The organism is Sphingomonas sp. Leaf38 (assembly GCF_001421825.1).
In the GTDB taxonomy this organism is placed as follows: domain Bacteria; phylum Pseudomonadota; class Alphaproteobacteria; order Sphingomonadales; family Sphingomonadaceae; genus Sphingomonas.
This window is the reverse complement of sequence record NZ_LMLD01000011.1, coordinates 1,243,351-1,262,805: the sequence shown is the minus strand read 5'-3', so window position 1 is coordinate 1,262,805 and position 19,455 is coordinate 1,243,351. Positions and strand designations below refer to the sequence as shown.

19 protein-coding genes are annotated in these 19,455 nt (G+C 64.6%); 11 read left to right on the top strand and 8 right to left on the bottom strand.

The annotated features are described in order from the left end of the window. Positions 1 to 295: 295 nt before the first annotated feature. Entirely contained in the window at positions 296 to 2,038 is a 1,743-nt protein-coding gene (locus ASE88_RS13170) for a DUF885 domain-containing protein (protein ID WP_056478429.1), read from the bottom strand. Positions 2,039 to 2,164: 126 nt separating this feature from the next. On the opposite strand from ASE88_RS13170, the gene ASE88_RS13165 reads away from it, so the two are divergent. After that, on the top strand, positions 2,165 to 2,989 hold the full coding sequence (locus ASE88_RS13165; protein WP_056410958.1) for an alpha/beta fold hydrolase: 825 nt from the start codon (positions 2,165 to 2,167) through the stop codon (positions 2,987 to 2,989). A 140-nt stretch (positions 2,990 to 3,129) separates the two neighbouring features. Here ASE88_RS13165 and ASE88_RS13160 read toward each other — a convergent pair whose 3' ends face one another. Both ASE88_RS13160 and eno read right to left on the bottom strand, forming a co-directional pair. Beyond that, on the bottom strand, positions 3,130 to 3,414 hold the full coding sequence (locus ASE88_RS13160) for an FtsB family cell division protein (RefSeq protein WP_235518634.1): 285 nt from the start codon (positions 3,412 to 3,414) through the stop codon (positions 3,130 to 3,132). 67 nt (positions 3,415 to 3,481) lie between these two features. Beyond that, positions 3,482 to 4,762, bottom strand: coding sequence for a phosphopyruvate hydratase (gene eno / locus ASE88_RS13155; RefSeq protein WP_056478427.1), 1,281 nt, complete (start codon positions 4,760 to 4,762; stop codon positions 3,482 to 3,484). Positions 4,763 to 4,949: 187 nt separating this feature from the next. Here eno and ASE88_RS13150 point away from each other — a divergent pair, with 187 nt between their 5' ends. The 5 genes from ASE88_RS13150 (at position 4,950) to ASE88_RS13130 (ending at position 6,930) form a co-directional block, all read left to right on the top strand. After that, positions 4,950 to 5,444 (top strand): hypothetical protein, encoded by a 495-nt coding sequence (locus ASE88_RS13150; RefSeq protein ID WP_056478425.1) that lies wholly within the window; start codon positions 4,950 to 4,952, stop codon positions 5,442 to 5,444. 4 nt (positions 5,445 to 5,448) lie between these two features. Then, a complete protein-coding gene (locus tag ASE88_RS13145; protein WP_056478423.1) occupies positions 5,449 to 5,814 on the top strand; it encodes a phage holin family protein in 366 nt (121 codons plus the stop codon). Then, entirely contained in the window at positions 5,811 to 6,083 is a 273-nt protein-coding gene (locus tag ASE88_RS13140) for a hypothetical protein (protein ID WP_055878465.1), read from the top strand. Before ASE88_RS13145 ends, ASE88_RS13140 begins: the two co-directional genes overlap by 4 nt. 69 nt (positions 6,084 to 6,152) lie before the next feature. Next, positions 6,153 to 6,620, top strand: coding sequence for a hypothetical protein (locus ASE88_RS13135; RefSeq protein WP_056478421.1), 468 nt, complete (start codon positions 6,153 to 6,155; stop codon positions 6,618 to 6,620). 79 nt (positions 6,621 to 6,699) lie between these two features. After that, positions 6,700 to 6,930 carry a DUF4170 domain-containing protein gene (locus tag ASE88_RS13130; protein ID WP_055878470.1) on the top strand — a complete coding sequence of 77 codons (231 nt, stop codon included), beginning with the start codon at positions 6,700 to 6,702 and terminating at the stop codon, positions 6,928 to 6,930. Between the two features lie 176 nt (positions 6,931 to 7,106). On the opposite strand, the gene ASE88_RS13125 is transcribed toward ASE88_RS13130, so the two are convergent. The 5 genes from ASE88_RS13125 to carA all read right to left on the bottom strand — a co-directional run bounded on the left by ASE88_RS13125 (position 7,107) and on the right by carA (position 13,274). Further along, a complete protein-coding gene (locus tag ASE88_RS13125; RefSeq protein WP_056478419.1) occupies positions 7,107 to 7,757 on the bottom strand; it encodes a rhomboid family intramembrane serine protease in 651 nt (216 codons plus the stop codon). A 5-nt stretch (positions 7,758 to 7,762) separates the two neighbouring features. Next, complete coding sequence (greA, locus tag ASE88_RS13120) at positions 7,763 to 8,239, bottom strand: transcription elongation factor GreA (protein ID WP_055878474.1); 477 nt, start codon at positions 8,237 to 8,239, stop codon at positions 7,763 to 7,765. Positions 8,240 to 8,314: 75 nt separating this feature from the next. After that, positions 8,315 to 11,647: a carbamoyl-phosphate synthase large subunit gene (gene carB / locus ASE88_RS13115; RefSeq protein ID WP_056478417.1), complete on the bottom strand. Its 3,333-nt coding sequence runs from the start codon at positions 11,645 to 11,647 to the stop codon at positions 8,315 to 8,317. Then, positions 11,647 to 12,012, bottom strand: coding sequence for a hypothetical protein (locus ASE88_RS18945; RefSeq protein ID WP_156357024.1), 366 nt, complete (start codon positions 12,010 to 12,012; stop codon positions 11,647 to 11,649). Before ASE88_RS18945 ends, carB begins: the two co-directional genes overlap by 1 nt. Then, complete coding sequence (gene carA / locus ASE88_RS13110) at positions 12,009 to 13,274, bottom strand: glutamine-hydrolyzing carbamoyl-phosphate synthase small subunit (RefSeq protein WP_056478415.1); 1,266 nt, start codon at positions 13,272 to 13,274, stop codon at positions 12,009 to 12,011. The genes ASE88_RS18945 and carA overlap by 4 nt, the downstream gene beginning before the upstream one ends. A gap of 140 nt (positions 13,275 to 13,414) precedes the next feature. On the opposite strand from carA, the gene ASE88_RS13105 reads away from it, so the two are divergent. From ASE88_RS13105 to ASE88_RS18940, 5 genes are all read left to right on the top strand, one after another. Beyond that, on the top strand, positions 13,415 to 13,867 hold the full coding sequence (locus ASE88_RS13105) for a GatB/YqeY domain-containing protein (RefSeq protein WP_056478413.1): 453 nt from the start codon (positions 13,415 to 13,417) through the stop codon (positions 13,865 to 13,867). Between the two features lie 64 nt (positions 13,868 to 13,931). Further along, positions 13,932 to 14,399, top strand: a complete 468-nt coding sequence (locus ASE88_RS13100) for an endonuclease domain-containing protein (protein ID WP_082466534.1) — start codon at positions 13,932 to 13,934, stop codon at positions 14,397 to 14,399. Continuing rightward, positions 14,390 to 16,252 carry a DNA primase gene (gene dnaG / locus ASE88_RS13095; protein ID WP_056478411.1) on the top strand — a complete coding sequence of 621 codons (1,863 nt, stop codon included), beginning with the start codon at positions 14,390 to 14,392 and terminating at the stop codon, positions 16,250 to 16,252. The genes ASE88_RS13100 and dnaG overlap by 10 nt, the downstream gene beginning before the upstream one ends. After that, entirely contained in the window at positions 16,252 to 18,279 is a 2,028-nt protein-coding gene (rpoD, locus tag ASE88_RS13090; protein WP_056478409.1) for an RNA polymerase sigma factor RpoD, read from the top strand. Before dnaG ends, rpoD begins: the two co-directional genes overlap by 1 nt. 589 nt (positions 18,280 to 18,868) lie before the next feature. Beyond that, positions 18,869 to 19,438 carry a hypothetical protein gene (locus ASE88_RS18940; protein ID WP_156357023.1) on the top strand — a complete coding sequence of 190 codons (570 nt, stop codon included), beginning with the start codon at positions 18,869 to 18,871 and terminating at the stop codon, positions 19,436 to 19,438. The last annotated feature ends 17 nt before the right edge of the window (positions 19,439 to 19,455 follow it).

Here is a 19,455-nt window from a genome sequence, read left to right as displayed (position 1 = left end):
CTGCCAAGCAATGCTGCGCCCGGAACTACCCCTCACCCCAGCCCTCTCCCCGGCGGGGAGGGGGAGCAGAAGAATGTTCATCCGCGAAGGCGGGTGCCCAGCCTGGGTCCCCGCCTTCGCGGGGACACAAGCTTGGTTTGCAGCGCGATCGCTCAAACCACACACCCCACCCCGGCGAAGGCCGGGGTCCAATTGGGGGACGGTGGTAACGTAGCGAAGTCCGCTGTTACGGCGGCCTTTCCACTTGGACCCCGGCCTGCGCCGGGGTGGTGCTAAATAACTGCGCGCCCCAAAATCAGAACGCAGCGCTTGCCTCAACCTCCCCCATCATCGCCGCACGCAACAGCGGGATCGGCGGCCCGCCATATCTCAGCAACTGGTCGTGGAACGCCTTCCACGCCTTCCGCCCACCCCGGCTCGCGGTCCAGTCGGCGCGCAGCTTGCGGATCATCAGCTTGCCCATCGTATAGTTCAGATACGCAGGATCATACGTACCGCGCGCCGCCTGCTGCCGGGCATTGCCCTCGTCCTGATAGCAGTCGTCGACGAACATCCGGAACGACTGCTCCTGCGTCATTCCCCTGGCATGCATGCGGATCGCCGACAGATAGCGGCAATCGCGCAGCAACGCATTCGATATCTGCCCCACATGAGTCTCCGCGTCACCGCTATTGAGCCCCGCCTCCCACATCATCTCCTCGGCATAATGCGCCCAGCCTTCGGCAAACGCATAGCCGACGAACAGCCGCCCGAAGAGCGACGGCGAGCGGTTGGCGTGGAGGAACTGGACGAAATGCCCCGGCATGACCTCGTGCACCGAGGTGAACAGCAGGTCGTTCTTGCCGGGCACGAACGCGTTCTGCACCGCCTTGGTCCAGCTCGGATCGGGCGGCGAGATATAGTAGATCGACGGCACGCCCGTCTCGAACGGCCCCGGCGGATCGATATACGCCGAATTCTGCCGGTTATAGGGCGGCGATTCCTCGACCAGCGCCTGCTCGGTGCCCGGGATCGTCAGCAGATCGTGATCGACCACGAACTTGCGCAAGCTCGGGATCTGCCGCCGCGCCTCCGCCACCGGGCCACCAACGGGCTTGTTCGCGTTCATCTTGTCCATGCACGCGAGGATCGTCTGTCCCTTGGCGAACACGCCGCACGCCTGCGCCAGCGCCGCCTGGTTGCGCTTCAGATCGGCGACGCCCGCCGCCTCGAGCTGGTCGAGCGGCGTATCCACGCCCTCGGTCATCGCGACCATCCGCGCGAACGTGTCGGCCCCCAGTGCGAAATCCTGCGTCGCGGTCGCCCGCTGGCCCTCGGTCCAAGTGCCCAGATCGCGCATCGCCTTCGACGCCGCCTGCGCCGCATCCGTGAGCTGCTTCTGCGCCGCGGCATCCTTGACGTTCGCGAACGCCTTCACCGCGTCGCCCGAATAATAGTCTGCAAAGCCGTTAAACGCCGCCGCACCATAGTTGACGAAGCTCAGCGGCATCGGCGTCTTGAGGTTCGCCTTGATGTTGCCCGTCGCCGCGGGGATCTTCTGCAGGAACGCAGTCAGCGCCTTCATCCGGGTCGGCGCATCGGCATAGTTGCGCGCGATATAGACGTTCGGATCGAGCCCCGCGCCGACATACCATGCCGGGTTGCGATGCGGCTGATCCGCGTCTTCCAGCCAGAACAGCTTGCCCTTGGCGACCTGCACCAGATAGTCGCGCTCGAACGCCTCGCTCGGCTTCAGGTCCTTGAACGCCCCCGCCTTGTCGATTGCAGTGTGCAGGAAGTCGGCCTGCCGCTTCAACCCCGCAGCACTCCAGTCGCCGAGCCCGCCGTCATAGTCGTGCTTGCCCTGATAGACCGCATTGGCCGGATCGATCCTGAACCAACCGTCGATGAAGCCATCGCGGAACCCGGCCCACTCGCTCTTCGCAGCGGGCGTCGGTGCAGGCGCAACCGCCTGCGTATTAGACATGGTCTGCGCGGGTCCGCACGCGCCGAGCGCAAGCGCCGCGCCCATCGCCGTCGTCAAAAGTCCGATCCGCATCCTGTCTCCAATTCCGATTCGTCCGGCGCCATGCTGCCAGCCGACGCCTCGGTACGCCAGCGTGCGGAACGGCCCCCGCGGTGAGCCGTTTACCTTGCATCTGCCAGAACAGACCGGAGAATTGCGATGCCCTATGTAAAAACCCGCGACGGTACAGATATTTACGTCAAGGACTGGGGCACCGGACGTCCGGTTATCCTCACGCATGGCTGGCCCCTCAACGCCGACAGCTGGGACGCGCAGGCGATGGCCTTGGCACAGGCCGGCTTCCGCGCGATCGCGTATGACCGCCGCGGGTTCGGCCGCTCGGGCCAGCCCTGGAGCGGTTACGACTATGACACGCTCACCGACGATCTGGCCGACGTGATGGAAGCGACCGGTGCCAACACCGACGCGACGATCGTCGGCTTCTCGATGGGCGGCGGCGAGATCGCGCGCTACATGAGCCGCTACGACGGCAAGGGCGTGGTCGCCGCGGGGCTGATCTCGTCGGTCGTGCCGTACATGCTCAAGACCGACGATAATCCCGATGGCGTCGACGAAGAGACGCTCGCGGGAATCGGCGCGGGTATCGAGGACGATCGCCCGGCATTCTTCAAGACCTTCCTCCAGCAATTCCTCGGCGTCGGATTCATCACCTCGCCGGTCAGCGACGAGGTCGTCGACTGGGCCTGGGGCCTGGCGATGCAGGCAGGGCTCCATCCGACGCTGCGGTGTGCGGAGGCATTCGGCCACACCGACTTCCGCGGCGACCTGGCGGCGTTCCGCGTCCCGACGCTGGTCGTCCACGGCACGAGCGACAAGACCGTGCCGATCGACGCCACGGGCCGCGCCGCCGCGAAGGGTATCGCGGGCTCGCAACTCGTCGAATATGACGGCGCGCCGCACGGCCTGACGATCACCGAAAGCGACCGCTTCACGAACGACCTGCTGACGTTCCTGGGCCGGTAAGCTCTCGATCCTCCCCCGCCAGGGGGAGGTGGCAGGCTATTGCCTGACGGAGGGGGAGGGACGCGAAACGCTTGTCCCGTGTCCTCCCCCTCCGTCACCTTCGGTAACCTCTCCCCCTGGCGGGGGAGGATGCAAAGAGATTAGTTCCCCAAAGGAACGATCACCTCGTCGGGATGCGCGACGTTCAGCTCCTTGCGGACCATCTCGTCGACCATATCGGGGTTCGCGTGATCAGGGTTGAGCAACGCAACCCGGTTCTTCAAAACCTCACGCTTGCGATCGAGCGCGGCATAGTCCTGCTCACGCTTCGCAAGCTGGCGCTTGTAATCGCCATAGGCGAACATCCCGTTCGGGCCGAGCACGGCATACGCGCCGAAAAAGGCCATCAGCGTCAGCCCCAGCGCAGGCCAGGCGGCCTTGCGCATCGTCTTCCGCAGCTTGCTGGTCTTCGTCGTCACGCGTGCCATGTCGTCCTCCGCGGGAATGAGCGTATCAGCCGCCGATCAGGATGTCGCGGCCCGCATAGCGCGCCGCGTCGCCCAGTTCTTCCTCGATCCGGATCAGCTGGTTGTACTTGGCCAACCGGTCCGACCGGGCAAGGCTGCCCGTCTTGATCTGCCCGCAGTTGGTCGCGACCGCGAGGTCGGCGATCGTCGAATCCTCGGTCTCGCCCGAGCGATGCGACATGACCGCGGTGTACTTGGCGCGCTGCGCCATCGACACGGCTTCCAAAGTCTCGGTCAGCGTGCCGATCTGGTTGACCTTCACCAGCAGCGAATTGGCGTAGCCGCCGTCGATGCCGCGCTTGAGGCGCTTCGGATTGGTCACGAAAAGATCGTCGCCGACCAGCTGCACCTTGTCGCCGATCAGGTCGGTGAGCGTCTTCCAGCCCTCCCAATCGTCCTCGCCCATGCCGTCCTCGATCGAGAAGATCGGATAGCGGCGCGTCAGGTCGGCGAGATATTCGGCCATCTCGGCGCTCTCGAGGATCCGGCCCTCGCCCGAAATGTCGTACCTGCCGTTCTTGTAGAATTCGGTCGCCGCGCAATCGAGCGCGAGCATCACGTCCTCGCCGGGCTTGTACCCGGCCTTCTCGATGCTCGACATGATGAAATCGAGCGCCTCGGTCGTGCTGCCGATGTTCGGCGCGAAACCGCCCTCGTCGCCGACGCTGGTCGACAGGCCCTTCTCGCTCAGGCCCTTCTTCAGCGTGTGGAAGATCTCCGAACCGCAGCGCACCGCCTCGAGGATGTTCGATGCGCCGACCGGCACGATCATGAATTCCTGGAAATCGATCGGGTTGTCGGCATGCTCGCCGCCGTTGATGATGTTCATCATCGGCACCGGCAGCAGATGCGCCTGCACGCCACCGATATAGCGGTAGAGCGGCAGGCCGCGTGCTTCGGCCGCCGCCTTGGCGACCGCGAGGCTGACGCCGAGGATCGCGTTCGCGCCCAGCCGGCCCTTGTTCTCGGTGCCATCGAGTTCGATCATCGCGCGATCGAGGTCCGACTGGTCCTCCGCGTCCATGCCGAGCACGGTGTCGGTGATCTCGTCGTTGACCGCGTCGACCGCGCCGTCGACGCCCTTGCCGCCCCAACGGGTCTTGTCGCCGTCGCGGCGCTCGACCGCCTCGTGTGCGCCGGTCGAGGCGCCCGACGGCACCGCCGCGCGACCGAAGCTGCCGTCTTCGAGAAGAACGTCGACTTCGACCGTGGGATTGCCCCGGCTGTCGAGGATCTGGCGTGCATGAAGGTCGATGATTGCGGTCACGTAACGATGCTCCTACAAATCCCGGGGCGGGGTCGTTCGCGCTGCCTCTATCGCCTCGCGCCATTCCGGGCAATCGCGCGACTGCCCCGGCGACTGACCCGAACCAGTGTCGTGCATTAGCGCGGCGATTCGGGAACCGCGCTTCGATGGCGGTGTTGAGGGCGTAACAATTCTGAAAGGGACCGTCATGGCCGACTCCAGCGTAAACGATACCGTCAACGACCTGAAAACGACCACGACCCAGGTCGGCAACGAGCTCGCCACGACCGTCGACAGCGAAGCCGGCAATCTGTCGGGCAAGACCGCCGATGCCAAGCAGGCGATCAAGGACGGCGCGAGCAAATATGGCGCGCAGGCCGCCGACAAGGCGCGCACCTTCGCCGAGGACGGCAAGGCGCGTGCAAGCGGTGCACTGGAGCAGATCGCCCAGCTGCTGACCGATGCCGCCGGCCAGGTCGACGAGAAGCTCGGGTCGCAATATGGCGGCTATGCGCGCAACGCGGCCGACAGCGTGTCCGGCTTTGCCGATCAGGTGAAGGCCAAGGATATTGACGAGCTGTTCGACGACGCGCGCGAACTCGTCCGCAAGTCGCCCGCCATCGCGGTCGGCGCTGCCGCCGCCGTCGGGTTCGTTGTCGCGCGACTGGTGCAGTCGGGCGTCGACGCCAACCCGAAGGGCTGAGGCCTTGACCAAGCCGATCCTGTCTGAGCCGGCGACGATCGCCGGTGAGGACGAGAGCCTGTCCACGATCGTCAGCCGCCTGGCGAGCGAAACGCGCAGCCTCGCGACTGCGGAAGTGGCAGTCTACAAGGCGAAGTTCGGCGAGACGGCGAGCGCCTACAAGTCGGCGGCGATGTTCTTCGCCGTCGCCGGCGTGCTGGCGCTGGCCGCACTGATCGCACTGCTGGTCGGTGCGATCTTGACGCTGGCAACGCTGGTAGGGCCTGGATGGTCGACCGCCATCGTCGTCGTGGCGGTGCTGGCCTTGGCCGGCATCCTCGCGGTGATCGGTAAGTCGAAGCTTCAGACCAAGAGCGAGCCCGAATCATGACATCCGCCAAAGTCGCCGCCGCAGAGATCGAGTCCGCCCTTGCCCGCCAGCGCGTCATGATGACGCTCGGGCAGTTGCAGGATCGGCTCAATCCCCGGAAGCTCGCGCTCAACGCCAGCCGCGACGTTGCCGAAGTCGGTACCGCTGCGCTGAACGCAAGCGTCGAAACGGTACGGCGCAATCCCGGCCCGACCGCGGGCTTTGCCGCGGTCGCCGGGCTGTTCCTCGCCCGTCACCGGATCGTCGGCCTGTTTCGCCGCGGCCGCTGAAAGCCTTGAAACCATGAAGTCCCGGCTCGCGTTTAGAGACGAGCAGCTTGCCATTAGAAGGACCGTTCCATGACCGACGCCAAGACCACCATTCACGACACCGAAAATCGCGTCCGCGACGGTCTCGACACCGTACGCGAGACCGCATCGAAGGTGTATCACGACGCCGGCGACAAGGCCTCCGAAGTCCTCGAAGTCTCGCGCGAGAAGACCAAGCGCGTCGTCAACACGCTCGAATCCAACCCGCTCGGCATTCTCGTCGGCGGTCTCGCCGTCGGCGCGATCGCTGGCGCGCTCATCCCGCGTTCGGCGCGTGAGAAGGAACTGCTCGCCCCCGTCGGCAAGCGCCTGAGCGAGACCGTCGTCGCGGCAACTGCCGCCGCCAAGGCTGCCGGCCAGTCCGAACTGGGCGAACTCGGCCTGACCAAGGAAAATGCGCGCGGCCAGGCACGTGGGCTGCTCGACGGTATCGTCAAGGCGCTCAGCACGGCGGGTACCGCAGGTGCGAAGGCCGTTTCGCAAAAGCCGGCCATCTAAAAGACACCGGCAAAGGGTTCAAAGCGCGGGTCGAACACGCTAGGGCACCTGCAACCTCCCTCCCAAGGACAAGCAGCGCATGAGCAAGCTCCACCTCGTATTCGGCGGCCGCGTCAGCGACCCGCGCACCCTGGATTTCAACGATTTGAGCAAGATCGAATTCGTCGGCGTATTCCCCGACTATGCCAGCGCCGAAAAGGCCTGGCGTGCTGCAGCGCAGCGCACGGTCGATGATGCCGAGATGAAGTTCGTGGTCGTGCACTTGCACCGGATGCTCGAGCCGACGCTGCCGGGCCAGACCGCAGCGTAAATGATCCGCGTCGTGCGACCGACGCATACGCAACCATCCCCCCTCGCGTCATCCTGACGAAAGTCAGGACCCAGAGCCAAGAGCGGCATCGCCTGTAATCCTGGGTCCTGACTTTCGTCAGGATGACGTGAGCACTGGGGCCGAGGGCCGTGCTTGAAACGTCCGCGAACTGCCCCTCAAGCCTGCCGGTAACGCCACAGCAACAGCGGCCGTGCGAGCACCAGCCCTGCCAGGAACCCGCCAATATGCGCGCCGATCGCGATCGGCCCGCTCGCGCCGACGGACGCGCCAAACCCGGCGAGCCCCATCAGCAACTGGATCCCGATCCAGGCCGCCGCGAGCCAGACGACATGCACGACGCCAGCCGGCACCGGCCCGATCGCCTTGGCGCGGCGCTCGCCATGGAGCAGCGCGTACGCGCCAACGACCGCCGAGATCGCGCCACTCGCACCGATCATCGGCGAAACGGAATCGGGCCCAAACGCCCAATGTCCAGCCGCCGCCGCATACGCGCCAAGCCCGTACAGCACGACCAACCCGACCGTCCCCAGCGCGCGCTCGACGAACTGCCCGCAGTAGACCAGCATCACGAGGTTCAGCGCGATATGCGCCCAGCCGCCATGGATCAACGTCGCGGTCAGTGGCGTCGCCCAGGCAGGGATCACGAACATATGATCGCTCGGGATACCGTACTCGGTCATCCGCAGCGGAATGAACCCGGCGTTCACCGCCCAATAGGACAGCGACCCGCTCAGCACCAGAAATCCCGAGACGATGACCGTCACGATCGTGATGATCGCCGTCGCCCGCGTCTCGAAAAAACTCATAGGGTTCAGATGAACTCGATCTTGGAGACGACGTAGTAACGCTCGCCGGCGGGCACCGTGACCTCGACCTCTTCGTCGAGCTTGCGACCGATCAGCCCGCGGCCCAGCGGCGAGTTGTACGAGATGCGGCCGGTCTTGGCGTTCGCCTCGGTCTGGCCGACGATCTGGTACTTGATCGGCTTGTCGTTCTCGTCGAGCAACGTCACCGTCGCGCCGAACACGACCTTGTCGCCCGACAGGTCCTTCGGATCGATGATCTGCGCGCGGCTCAGCTTGTCCTCGATGTCGGAGATCGATGCCTCGACCTGGCCCTGACGCTCCTTCGCGGCATGATATTCCGCGTTTTCCGACAGATCGCCATGCGCGCGAGCCTCTTCGATCGCGTCGACGATCGTCGGACGTTCGGCTTTCAGGCGCTTGAGGTCCGCGGTCAGCGTCTCATAGCCTTCCTGAAGCATCGGCATCTTTTCGACGGTCGCCATTATCTCGTCCCCAAATCCATTTCCCCGCGCGGGGCCCTGTACCAGCCCCGCCCACACATCACGCTCATGTCGGGATCAGTTGTGCGACTGCGAATAATAGGATTGCAAGGGCCGTACTTCAAGGCTGTGCGTCGAAAGCTTGGCGATCGCCTTGGCCGCCTCGAGCGACGCGGGCGCGGTCGTGAAGTACGGAATACGCTGCCCGAGCGCCGACGCACGGATCGGCTGCGAGTCCTTCAGGCTCTGCCACCCTTCGGTCGTGTTGAAGATCAGCGCGATATCGCCGTCCTTGATCCGGTCGACGATATGCGGCCGCCCCTGCGCGACCTTGTTGACCTTCTCCACCGGAAGCCCCGCGCGCGCGAGGTGATCGGCGGTGCCACCCGTCGCGACGATCGCAAAGCCCGTGTCGACCAAGGCCTTCACCGCCTCGACGATCATCGCCTTGTCGCCGTCCTTGACGCTGACGAAGACGCTGCCCTTGGTCGGCAGGATCGTCCCCGCCCCGAGCTGTGCCTTGGCGAACGCGATCGTGAAATCGGGATCGATTCCCATGACTTCGCCGGTGGACTTCATTTCGGGTGACAGCACCGGATCGACGCCGGGGAACTTGTTGAAGGGGAACACCGCCTCCTTCACCGCATAATAGTCGATATGCCGGTCGACCTTGGGCAGGTCCTTCAGCTGCTCGCCCGCCATCACGCGCGCGGCGATCTTGGCGATCGGCGCACCGATTGCCTTGGCGACGAACGGCACGGTGCGCGACGCGCGCGGGTTCACCTCGATAAGGTAAACCAGACCGTCCTTCACCGCGAACTGGATGTTCATCAGGCCGACGACCGACAAGGCATGCGCAAGCGCCACCGTCTGCCGCTCGATCTCGGCGATGATCTCCGCCGACAGCGAGTAAGGCGGGATCGAGCAGGCGCTGTCGCCCGAATGGACGCCCGCCTCCTCGATATGTTGAAGCACACCCGCGACGACGACATCGGTCCCGTCGCAGATCGCATCGACATCGACCTCGATCGCATCGCGCAGATACTGGTCGATCAGCACCGGTGAATCGCCCGACACCTGCACCGCGGTCGCGATATAATGCTCGAGCTGCCCCAGCGTATCGACGATCTCCATCGCGCGCCCACCGAGCACGTACGAAGGCCGCATCAGCACCGGATAACCGATCCGCTCCGCCGCAGCGACCGCCTCGTCGCGGCTGCGCGCGAGGCCATTGGCGGGCTGCAACAGCCCCAGCTTGGTGATCAGCGCCGCGAACCGCTCGCGGTCCTCCGCCAGATCGATCGCATCCGGCGTCGTCCCCAGGATCGGAATACCGGCGGCTTCGAGCGCCCGCGCGAGGTTCAGCGGGGTCTGCCCGCCAAACTGCACGATCACCCCGACCAGCGTCCCGTTCTGCTGTTCGACATGCAGGATCTCCAGCACGTCCTCGGCGGTCAGCGGCTCGAAATACAGCCGGTCGCTGGTGTCGTAATCGGTCGACACGGTCTCCGGGTTGCAGTTGACCATGATCGTCTCATAGCCCGCATCGGCGAGCGCGAAGCACGCATGGCAGCAGCAATAATCGAACTCGATCCCCTGCCCGATCCGGTTCGGCCCGCCGCCGAGAATCACGATTTTCTTGCGGTCGGTTGGCTCGGACTCGTTCTCGGGCTCGCCGAAGCTCGGCGCCTCGTAGGTCGAGTACATATACGGCGTCTTGGCGTCGAACTCGGCCGCGCACGTGTCGATCCGCTTGAACACGGGCCGCACGCCGAGCTTCACGCGGTGCGCGCGCACCTCCTCCTCGGTCACGCCGCCGGTCATCGCCTTGACGACCTCGTGGATCAGCCCCGAGCTGCGCGCGATCCCACGGTTCATCCCGCGCAGATTGACCGATTGCAGCGCCAGCCACGCGAGCCGCTTGTCGCTGAACCCCATGCTCTTCAGGCGGCGCATGCCCGTCGCGTCGATCGGCAGCCCATCCTTCATCACCTCGGCCTCGGCCGCGACGATCTCGGCAATCCGCTCGAGGAACCACGGATCATATTTCGCGATCGCATGCACCTCGGCGACGGTGAAGCCCTCGCGCAACGCCTGCGCCGCGACCAGCAGCCGGTCGGGCGTCGCCATCGCCAGCGCCGCCTCGATCTCCGCGCGCGGCGCGCCGACCAGATGATCGACCTGGTTGAACCCGCTCAGCCCCGTCTCGAGCCCGCGCAACGCCTTCTGCATCGATTCATGGATGTTGCGGCCGATCGCCATCACCTCGCCGACCGACTTCATCGCGGTACCCAGCGTGCTCGACGCGCCCTTGAACTTCTCGAACGCAAAGCGCGGGATCTTGGTGACGACGTAGTCGATCGTCGGCTCGAAGCTCGCGGGTGTCGCGCCGGTAATGTCGTTCTCGATCTCGTCGAGCGTGTAGCCGACCGCGAGCTTGGCCGCGACCTTGGCGATCGGGAAGCCCGTCGCCTTCGACGCGAGCGCGGACGAGCGCGACACGCGCGGGTTCATCTCGATGACGATCAGCCGGCCGTCCTTCGGATTCACTGCGAACTGTACGTTCGAACCGCCTGTTTCGACACCGATTTCCCGCAGCACCGCGATCGATGCGTTGCGCATGATCTGGTATTCCTTGTCGGTCAGCGTCAGCGCCGGCGCGACCGTGATCGAGTCGCCGGTATGGACGCCCATCGGATCGACATTCTCGATCGAGCAGATGATGATCGCGTTGTCGTTGCGATCGCGCACCACCTCCATCTCATATTCTTTCCAACCGAGCAGCGATTCCTCGATCAGCACCTCGGTGGTCGGCGACAGGTCCAGCCCGTTGCGGACGATCGCGATGAACTCCTCGCGGTTATACGCGATGCCGCCGCCAGAGCCCCCCATCGTGAAGCTCGGCCGGATGATCGAGGGAAGCCCCGTCTTCTCAAGACCTTCCAGTGCTTCTTCGACAGTATGCGCGATCACCGAGCGCGCGCTCTCGAGGCCGATCCGGTCCATCGCGTCGCGGAACTTCAGGCGGTCCTCCGCCATGTCGATCGCATCGGCATCCGCGCCGATCATCGTCACGCCGAACTTTTCGAGCGTACCGTCATGGAACAGCGCGAGCGCGGTGTTCAGCGCGGTCTGGCCGCCCATCGTCGGCAGGATCGCGTCAGGACGCTCCTTCTCGATAATCTTGGCGACGACCGCGGGCGTGATCGGCTCGACATAGGTCGCGTCGGCCAGCTCGGGATCGGTCATGATCGTGGCGGGGTTCGAATTGACGAGGACGATCCGGTAGCCCTCCTCCTTCAACGCCTTGATCGCCTGCGTGCCCGAATAATCGAACTCGCACGCCTGGCCGATGACGATGGGTCCTGCGCCGATGACGAGGATCGAGGAGATGTCGGTGCGTTTTGGCATTATGCGGTAATCTCGCTTGAATTCGGTTCGATACGCATCGGACGACAATCAAATCCCGCTCGATGCAGCCGATGTAAAACTATCGACAAAGGCGCCGCGTCAGCCCCTTCGCGCTTAAACATTACGTATTTGGCATCGCTCTCAGCGTCGTCTGCTCCGACCGCCACCCATCCGAGTTTTGCGGTTCGCTTTTTTACTGCTGGGACCTGCCAATCTGGGACTCCGATTTTGAGATATTCGATATCATCGCCATCAAAAGCATCAATTGCGCGGCGCGTTCGGACTGCTTTTACAATTACGAGCGTCGCGGAAATCACGATAAAAATGACTAGCCCGCCCCAATACAGCCAGTCCCCGGATGTCATTTGAGGGAACCCACAAACCGCTCAAACAGATACAGGCTATCCTGCGGTCCCGGGCTCGCCTCAGGGTGATACTGCACCGAGAACGCCTTCCGATCGGTCAGTTCCAGCCCCGCATTCGACCCGTCGAACAGCGACACATGCGTCTCGCGAACGTTGGCGGGCAGGCTCTCGCGCTCGACCGCGAAGCCGTGGTTCATGCTGGTGATCTCGACCGCGCCGTCGGAGAGCCGCTTGACCGGATGGTTGGCGCCGCGGTGGCCCTGGAACATCTTGGTCGTGGTCGCGCCGACCGCGAGGCCGAGCAGCTGGTGGCCGAGGCAGATGCCGAACAGCGGCTTGCCCGTCTCCAGCAGCTCGCGGATCACCGGCACCGCATAGTCGCCGGTCGCGGCGGGATCGCCGGGGCCGTTCGACAGGAAGATGCCGTCGGGGGCGAGCGCCATCACCTGCTCGAAGCTCGCGGTGGCGGGGACGACGGACACCTTGGCGCCGGCCGCGACGAGGTTGCGGAAGATGTTGCGCTTCGACCCGTAATCGATCGCGACGACATGCGGTCTCTCGACTTCGCTCGAGACGAACGGCTGGGAGGACGTATCCGATTGGAAAGCGAGGCCATTACCCCCCTCCCCGTTCGTCTCGAGCGAAGTCGAGAGATCCCCATACCCAAACCCGAGCCGCCACGTGCCACCGGGCCCCTTGTCCCCCCAGCCATAATGCATCTCGGTCGAGACCTGCTTGGCGAGGTCCATTCCCTCCAGCCCCGGCCAGCGCTGCGCCATCGCCAGCAACGCCGCCAAATCGAACTCGCCGCTCGCCGAATGCGCGATCACCCCGTTCGGCGCCCCTGCAACCCGGATCCGCCGCGTCAGCGCGCGCGTGTCGATCCCCGACAGGCCGATCCGCGCATGCCGCTTCATCCAGCCATCGAGTCCCTCGACGGCGCGGAAGCTCGACGGCTCGGTCACATCCTCGCGGACGATGATGCCGAGCGCGTGCGGGTCGTCCGCCTCGATATCGTCGGGGTTCGCGCCGACGTTGCCAATGTGCGGGAAGGTGAAGCAGATCATCTGCCCCGCGAAGGACGGATCGGTCAGCACCTCCTGATAGCCGGTCATCGCGGTGTGGAAGCATACTTCCCCGACCGCCTGGCCCTCCGCGCCGAACCCGCGCCCCCAGATCACGTCGCCATTGGCGAGCACGAGCACGCCGGTGGCGCCCGCGGGCTTTGCCGAAGACATGGGTGTAGGCTGGGCGTCGGCCATCAGGCTGGGCACTCTCTTTACGTTGACGATGTCGCTAAGTGGTGTCCGCTAAGGCCGGCGTGCCGCAGCGTCAATCTGTTAAACGGGCGGCGGACGCGCTATCCCGTCGGGCTATCCCGAACCGCCTGAAAGACCAGTACATGATTCGCGACGACATCAAGGCTGCGCAGCTGACCGCCATGAAGGCCGGCGACAAGCAGAGCCGCAACGCTATCTCGTTGATCCAGGCCGCAATCAAGAACCGCGACATCGAAGCGCGCACCGGCAAGGCCCCCGAGAGCGACGACGCGCTGGTCGTCGAGGTGCTCCAGAAGATGGTCAAGCAGCGCCGCGAGTCGATCGAGATGTTTTCGAACGGCGGCCGCCAGGAGCTCGCCGACGCGGAGTCGGCCGAGGTCGCCGTGATCGAACGCTTCCTCCCCGCGCAGCTGAGCGAGGCGGAGACGACCGCGGCGATCCTCAAGATCAAGGAGGAACTCGGCGCGACCGGCATGAAGGACATGGGCCGCGTAATGGCCGAACTGAAGGCACGCCACGCGAGCGAGCTCGACATGAGCAAGGCAAGCGGCCTGGTGAAGGCGGCTCTGGCGTAACTTCTGCTCCCCTCCCGCTCGCGGGAGGGGTCGGGGGAGGGCAGCGCCGCAAAGGAGGCAGGAGTTGGAACAACGCACCCGCATCCGAGCTCTGCGCACCAACCCCACCCGCGCCGAGAGCGCGCTATGGCAACACCTCGCCGCGCGCCGGACGTGCGGCGTCAGGTTCAACCGCCAGGTCCCGATCGGCCCGTTCATCTGCGACTTCGTAGCGCGCGGGCCCCGGCTCGTGATAGAGATCGACGGCGGTCAGCATGGCTGGCAATCCGACGACGATGCACGCCGGACGCGCTTCATCGAACAACAAGGCTACCGCGTGATCCGGTTCTGGAACAACGACGTACTGGAGCGGACGGAGGGCGTGGTGGCCGAGATCACGCGCGCGCTCGCGGAACGCCCCTCCCCTAACCCCTCCCGCAAGCGGGAGGGGAATTCGGTCGAACCTCTTCTACTCCCCTCCCGCTCGCGGGAGGGGTCGGGGGAGGGCATGGCCGCACACCTCACCCCCGAAAAAGCCACCCCATGGCGCTGACCCCACAATTCCTCGACGAACTCCGCGCCCGCACGTCGCTGTCCGCGCTGATCGGCAAGACGACCAAGCTCACCAAGGCCGGGCGCGAGCACAAGGGCTGCTGCCCGTTCCACAACGAGAAGACGCCCAGCTTCTACGTCAACGACGACAAGGGCTTCTACCACTGCTTCGGCTGCTCGGCCCACGGCGACGCGATCAAGTGGATGACCGACCAGCGCGGCCTCCCCTTCATGGATGCGGTCAAGGAACTCGCCCAGGCCGCCGGGATGGACATGCCCGCGATGGACCGCCAGTCCGCCGCCAAGGCCGAACGCGCCAAGGGCCTGCACGAGGTCATGTCCGACGCCGCCGACTGGTTCACGGAACAGCTCAACGGCCTCCCCGGCTCGGACGCCCGCGCCCTGCTCGACCGCCGCGGCATCACGCCCGAGACCGCCCGCGCGTTCGGCATGGGGTTCGCCCCCGACAGCCGCGGCAAGCTGAAAGCCGCGCTGAAGACCTACGGCGACCCCATGCTGGTCGAATCCGGCATGCTCATCAACGTCGAGGGCAAGGACCCGTACGACCGGTTCCGCGGCCGGCTGATGATCCCGATCCGCGACCCGCGCGGCCGGACGATCGCGTTCGGCGGCCGCGTCCTCGACGGCGGCGAGCCGAAATATCTCAACTCCCCCGACACCCCGCTCTTCGACAAGGGCCGCACGCTCTACAACCTCGACAAGGCCGCCCCCGCCTCGCGCAAATCCGGCCGCGTCCTCGTGGTCGAAGGCTATATGGACGTCATCGCCCTCGCCCAGGCAGGCTTCGGCGAAGCGGTCGCCCCGCTCGGCACCGCGCTCACCGAAGCGCAGCTCGAGCGGCTGTGGCGGATGGTCGACGTCCCCCTCCTTTGCTTCGACGGCGACAGCGCAGGCCAGAAGGCAGCTCTCCGCGCCGCGCACCGCGCGCTCCCCCTGCTCGCCCCCGGCCGAAGCCTCGCCTTCGTCACGCTCCCGCAAGGCCAGGACCCCGACGATCTCGTCCGCGCGGGCGGCCCCGCCGCGTTCGAGGCGCTGCTCAAAGCCCCCGAACCGCTCGTCGAGCGCCTCTGGGCCTCCGAAGTCGCCGCCGAGGCACTCGACACCCCCGAACAGCGCGCCGGCCTCAAACGCCGCCTTCACGAGCTTGCCGAGGGCATCGCCGACGCATCGGTGAAGCAGGAATACCAGTCCGAGTTCAAGGACCGCTTCTACAAGCACTTCAAACCCGTCCGCGCGCCCTTCGTCCCTAGAGGCGAACGCCCCAAAGGCGGCTGGAAGCCCCCCGCAGCCCCCGTCACCGAGGACGCCAAGGCGTTTCTCGCCACCGGAATCGACCGGGTATTGGCCAAGGCCGTCCTCGCCGGCCTGATCCGCCATCCCGTTGAAATCGCCCGCCACATGGAGGTGCTCGGCTCCCTCCAAATGATCGACGGCGCGCTCGGCCGGCTGTTCGAGGCGGTCGTCGATGTTGCACTCGAGGACCAGAAGCTTGATAGCGGGCGACTTCTCACCATATTGGCGAGGTCCGGTTTCAATTCAGTCGCGAGTGATCTGTTGCGAGCCGATACGATGCCCTATTCGTTCACGCAGACCACGGCCGATCCCGACCGCGTCCGCGCCGACCTCGACGAGGCGATCGCGATCATGGTCGCCCGTCCCGAGGTCGATGCGGCGTTGAAACAGGCGACCGCGGCGATGCAGACGCACTTCACCGAAAGCGCGTTCGAACGACAAGTGGCTATGGTAAGAGAGAAACAGGCGTTGGAAGTCCGACTTGCAAATCTTGTACAGTCGAACGAAGACGCCCGAGCGTTGGGTACCGAGGGCGATTGATGGCTAAGGCGAACATGGCGGAACCCGCCGAGACGAACGACACCGGCGATGCGCCGCTGATCGACATGAACGATGCGTCGATCAAGAAGGTCATCGCGCGCGCCAAGAAGCGCGGCTACATCACCTATGAGCAGCTCAACGAAGCGCTGCCGCAGGGCGAGATGTCGTCCGACCAGATCGAGGACATCAGCGCCGCGCTGTCCGAAATGGGCATCAACATCGTCGAGAACGACGAAGCCGGCGAAGACGGCGAGACCGAGCCCGCCAAGGACGACGAGGACGAGCCGGAGGCCGCCGACGCGGATGCCGACACAGGCCCCGCGATCGAGAAGAAGAAGGAGACCGTCGATCGCACCGACGATCCGGTCCGCATGTACCTGCGCGAGATGGGCGCGGTCGAGCTGCTCAGCCGCGAGGGCGAGATCGCCATCGCCAAGCGGATCGAGGCGGGTCGCGACACCATGATCCTCGGCCTGTGCGAATCGCCGATCACCTTCAACGCGATCATCGACTGGTCGACCGCGCTCAACGAGGGCACGATGCAGCTGCGCGAGATCATGGATCTCGACGCGATGCTCTCGAAGGACCCCGCGCCGGAAGCGATGGCCGAGGACGGCGAGGCCGACGACGGCGAGATCAGCGAAAAGAACGCCGGCCCCTCGTTCAAGGAAGAGGCCGAGCCCGAAGAGCCGTCCGCCGACGAGGACGAGGACGGCGAGCGCCGCACGCCGCGCGCGTCGGACGACGAGGAGGAGGACAACACCCTCAGCCTCGCGCAGATGGAAGAGCAGCTCAAGCCGATCGCGCTCGAGCGGTTCGCCAACATCACCGCGCTCTACAAGAAGTTCAGCAAGATCCAGCAGAGCCGCGTCGACGCGATGGGCATCGGCGGCGAATTCTCGGCCGCCGACGAGCGCAAGTACCAGAAGCTGCGCGAAGAACTCACCGCCGAGGTCGAGAGCGTCCAGTTCCACAACGCCAAGATCGAATATCTCGTCGATCAGCTCTATGCCTATAACCGTCGCCTGACCGCGCTGGGCGGCCAGATGCTGCGCCTCGCCGAGCGCCACAAGGTGCCGCGCAAGGACTTCCTCGATCGCTATATCGGCCACGAGATCGACGAGAACTGGCTGGCGACGGTCAACAAGGTCGACAAGAAGTGGACCGCGTTCGTCGCCAACGAGAGCGACGCGGTCGAGCGCATCCGCGCCGAGATCGCCGACATCACGCAGCAGACCGGCATGGCGCTCGCCGAGTTCCGCCGCCTCGTCAACATGGTCCAGAAGGGCGAGCGCGAGGCGCGTATCGCCAAGAAGGAAATGGTCGAGGCGAACCTGCGTCTCGTGATCTCGATCGCCAAGAAATACACGAACCGCGGCCTTCAGTTCCTGGATCTCATCCAGGAGGGCAATATCGGCCTGATGAAGGCGGTCGACAAGTTCGAGTATCGCCGCGGCTACAAGTTCAGCACCTACGCGACCTGGTGGATCCGCCAGGCGATCACCCGCTCGATCGCCGACCAGGCGCGCACGATCCGCATCCCGGTCCACATGATCGAGACGATCAACAAGCTGGTCCGCACCAGCCGCCAGTTCCTTCACGAGCAGGGCCGCGAGCCGACCCCGGAGGAGATGGCCGAGCGCCTCTCCATGCCGCTCGAGAAGGTGCGCAAGGTGATGAAGATCGCCAAGGAGCCGATCAGCCTCGAAACGCCGATCGGCGACGAGGAGGATTCGCATCTCGGCGACTTCATCGAGGACAAGAACGCGATCATCCCGGTGGACGCCGCGATCCAGGCGAACCTCAAGGAAACTGTCACGCGGGTGCTCGCCTCGCTGACGCCGCGTGAGGAACGCGTGCTGCGCATGCGCTTCGGCATCGGCATGAACACCGATCACACGCTCGAGGAAGTCGGCCAGCAATTCTCGGTGACCCGCGAGCGCATCCGCCAGATCGAGGCGAAGGCGCTGCGGAAGCTCAAGCATCCGAGCCGCAGCCGGAAAATGCGGAGCTTCCTCGACCAGTAAGGGTTGGCGATTTTCTGATCGAACGAACGGGCCGCGGTGGAAACACCGCGGCCTTTTTTATTTGCCCAGCGTCGAATGTAGGCTGGCATTTACACCGGGCTACGCGTCGAAAAACGCAACTGCGCCTTGGCAGCCTGCGCCTGAACATCGTTAGGTAATTCTGGACGGAGCCGATGAAGGATCGCTCGGTGACTGTGACACGTCATGCAGGTCGCACTAGGCGTGCCATAATGATGCGAGCCCCCGAGGACCCATGGGGATGAACCGCGTCCGACTTCGTCGAAGGCCGCCCCTTGCGTAACTATAACGGTTTCAGGTCGTGAGCGTATTGGGTACTCAATAGCATTGCACCGCTAGTACACCGGACGATCCCAAGTGCGAAGATTGGAAGCAGACGTTGGAACCTCCCCGCCGTAGCCCCTATTGGCATGACGAGCACCAACTTGAGGCGGAGGCCTACGCTTGGTTTAACGACCTGTTTTATGATCCCGAGGCTGAGCGCGCGGCAGGCATAACGCGGAGATACCGATGGCTGCCGGAAGATACGATTGCGCCTTGTGAAGTCTTGCAGTCTCGGTATGGAAAAACGATGAGCCCGTGGCTTATTCGAGACATAAGTGAGCGCCTATCCGAAATGTCATCGAACTGGCGTTCTAGACCTGATGAATTCGTCAACAGAGATGATCGACCCAACCCCCAAGTATCAACAATAAGGCCGAATGAGGTTGAGATCGAGCGGGAGGCTTTTCTAGCAGCTATCGCGGCTTTGGAAACGGCGGTTGCAGCTATACAAAATCCTAAGCCGCTGTTCGGGCACAACATGCCGCCCGAGGGGCTGGATTATGACCCTGTATCGCGGCAAGAGCTAGCCGATTTAGTCGTGACCATCAATCAGATGAAAGAGCAGGCAAAGTCCCCCGCTCCTGACACGCAGGTCGTAATAGATGGGCAAAGCAAGCTATCTAAGTTTGCGCAAACGGCGATGACCTGGGGCGGAGGAAGGGGCACTAAGTTTACCGATGCCATGCTAGAAACTAGTGGAAAGGCAATAGGTGCCGCCTTGGTTCTGAAGATGACTGGGATACTGCCAGAGGTGTATGCCGTGATCGCCGCCTCCGCAAAATTTGTTGGAGCAATAGCGCATTCAATGACGGGGTAGCCTTATAGGAATATGCC

Coding starts and splice junctions, on each gene's coding strand:
- carA (WP_056478415.1), bottom strand. CDS start 13,274: ATGGCCGACGCCCAGCCTACACCCATGTCTTCGGCAAAGCCCGCGGGC.
- ASE88_RS18945 (WP_156357024.1), bottom strand. CDS start 12,012: ATGACATCCGGGGACTGGCTGTATTGGGGCGGGCTAGTCATTTTTATC.
- ASE88_RS13125 (WP_056478419.1), bottom strand. CDS start 7,757: ATGAGTTTTTTCGAGACGCGGGCGACGGCGATCATCACGATCGTGACG.
- ASE88_RS13130 (WP_055878470.1), top strand. CDS start 6,700: ATGAGCAAGCTCCACCTCGTATTCGGCGGCCGCGTCAGCGACCCGCGC.
- ASE88_RS13160 (WP_235518634.1), bottom strand. CDS start 3,414: ATGCGCAAGGCCGCCTGGCCTGCGCTGGGGCTGACGCTGATGGCCTTT.
- ASE88_RS13135 (WP_056478421.1), top strand. CDS start 6,153: ATGACCGACGCCAAGACCACCATTCACGACACCGAAAATCGCGTCCGC.
- ASE88_RS13170 (WP_056478429.1), bottom strand. CDS start 2,038: ATGCGGATCGGACTTTTGACGACGGCGATGGGCGCGGCGCTTGCGCTC.
- rpoD (WP_056478409.1), top strand. CDS start 16,252: ATGGCTAAGGCGAACATGGCGGAACCCGCCGAGACGAACGACACCGGC.
- carB (WP_056478417.1), bottom strand. CDS start 11,647: ATGCCAAAACGCACCGACATCTCCTCGATCCTCGTCATCGGCGCAGGA.
- ASE88_RS13105 (WP_056478413.1), top strand. CDS start 13,415: ATGATTCGCGACGACATCAAGGCTGCGCAGCTGACCGCCATGAAGGCC.
- ASE88_RS13150 (WP_056478425.1), top strand. CDS start 4,950: ATGGCCGACTCCAGCGTAAACGATACCGTCAACGACCTGAAAACGACC.
- ASE88_RS18940 (WP_156357023.1), top strand. CDS start 18,869: ATGAGCCCGTGGCTTATTCGAGACATAAGTGAGCGCCTATCCGAAATG.
- ASE88_RS13165 (WP_056410958.1), top strand. CDS start 2,165: ATGCCCTATGTAAAAACCCGCGACGGTACAGATATTTACGTCAAGGAC.
- ASE88_RS13140 (WP_055878465.1), top strand. CDS start 5,811: ATGACATCCGCCAAAGTCGCCGCCGCAGAGATCGAGTCCGCCCTTGCC.
- greA (WP_055878474.1), bottom strand. CDS start 8,239: ATGGCGACCGTCGAAAAGATGCCGATGCTTCAGGAAGGCTATGAGACG.
- dnaG (WP_056478411.1), top strand. CDS start 14,390: ATGGCGCTGACCCCACAATTCCTCGACGAACTCCGCGCCCGCACGTCG.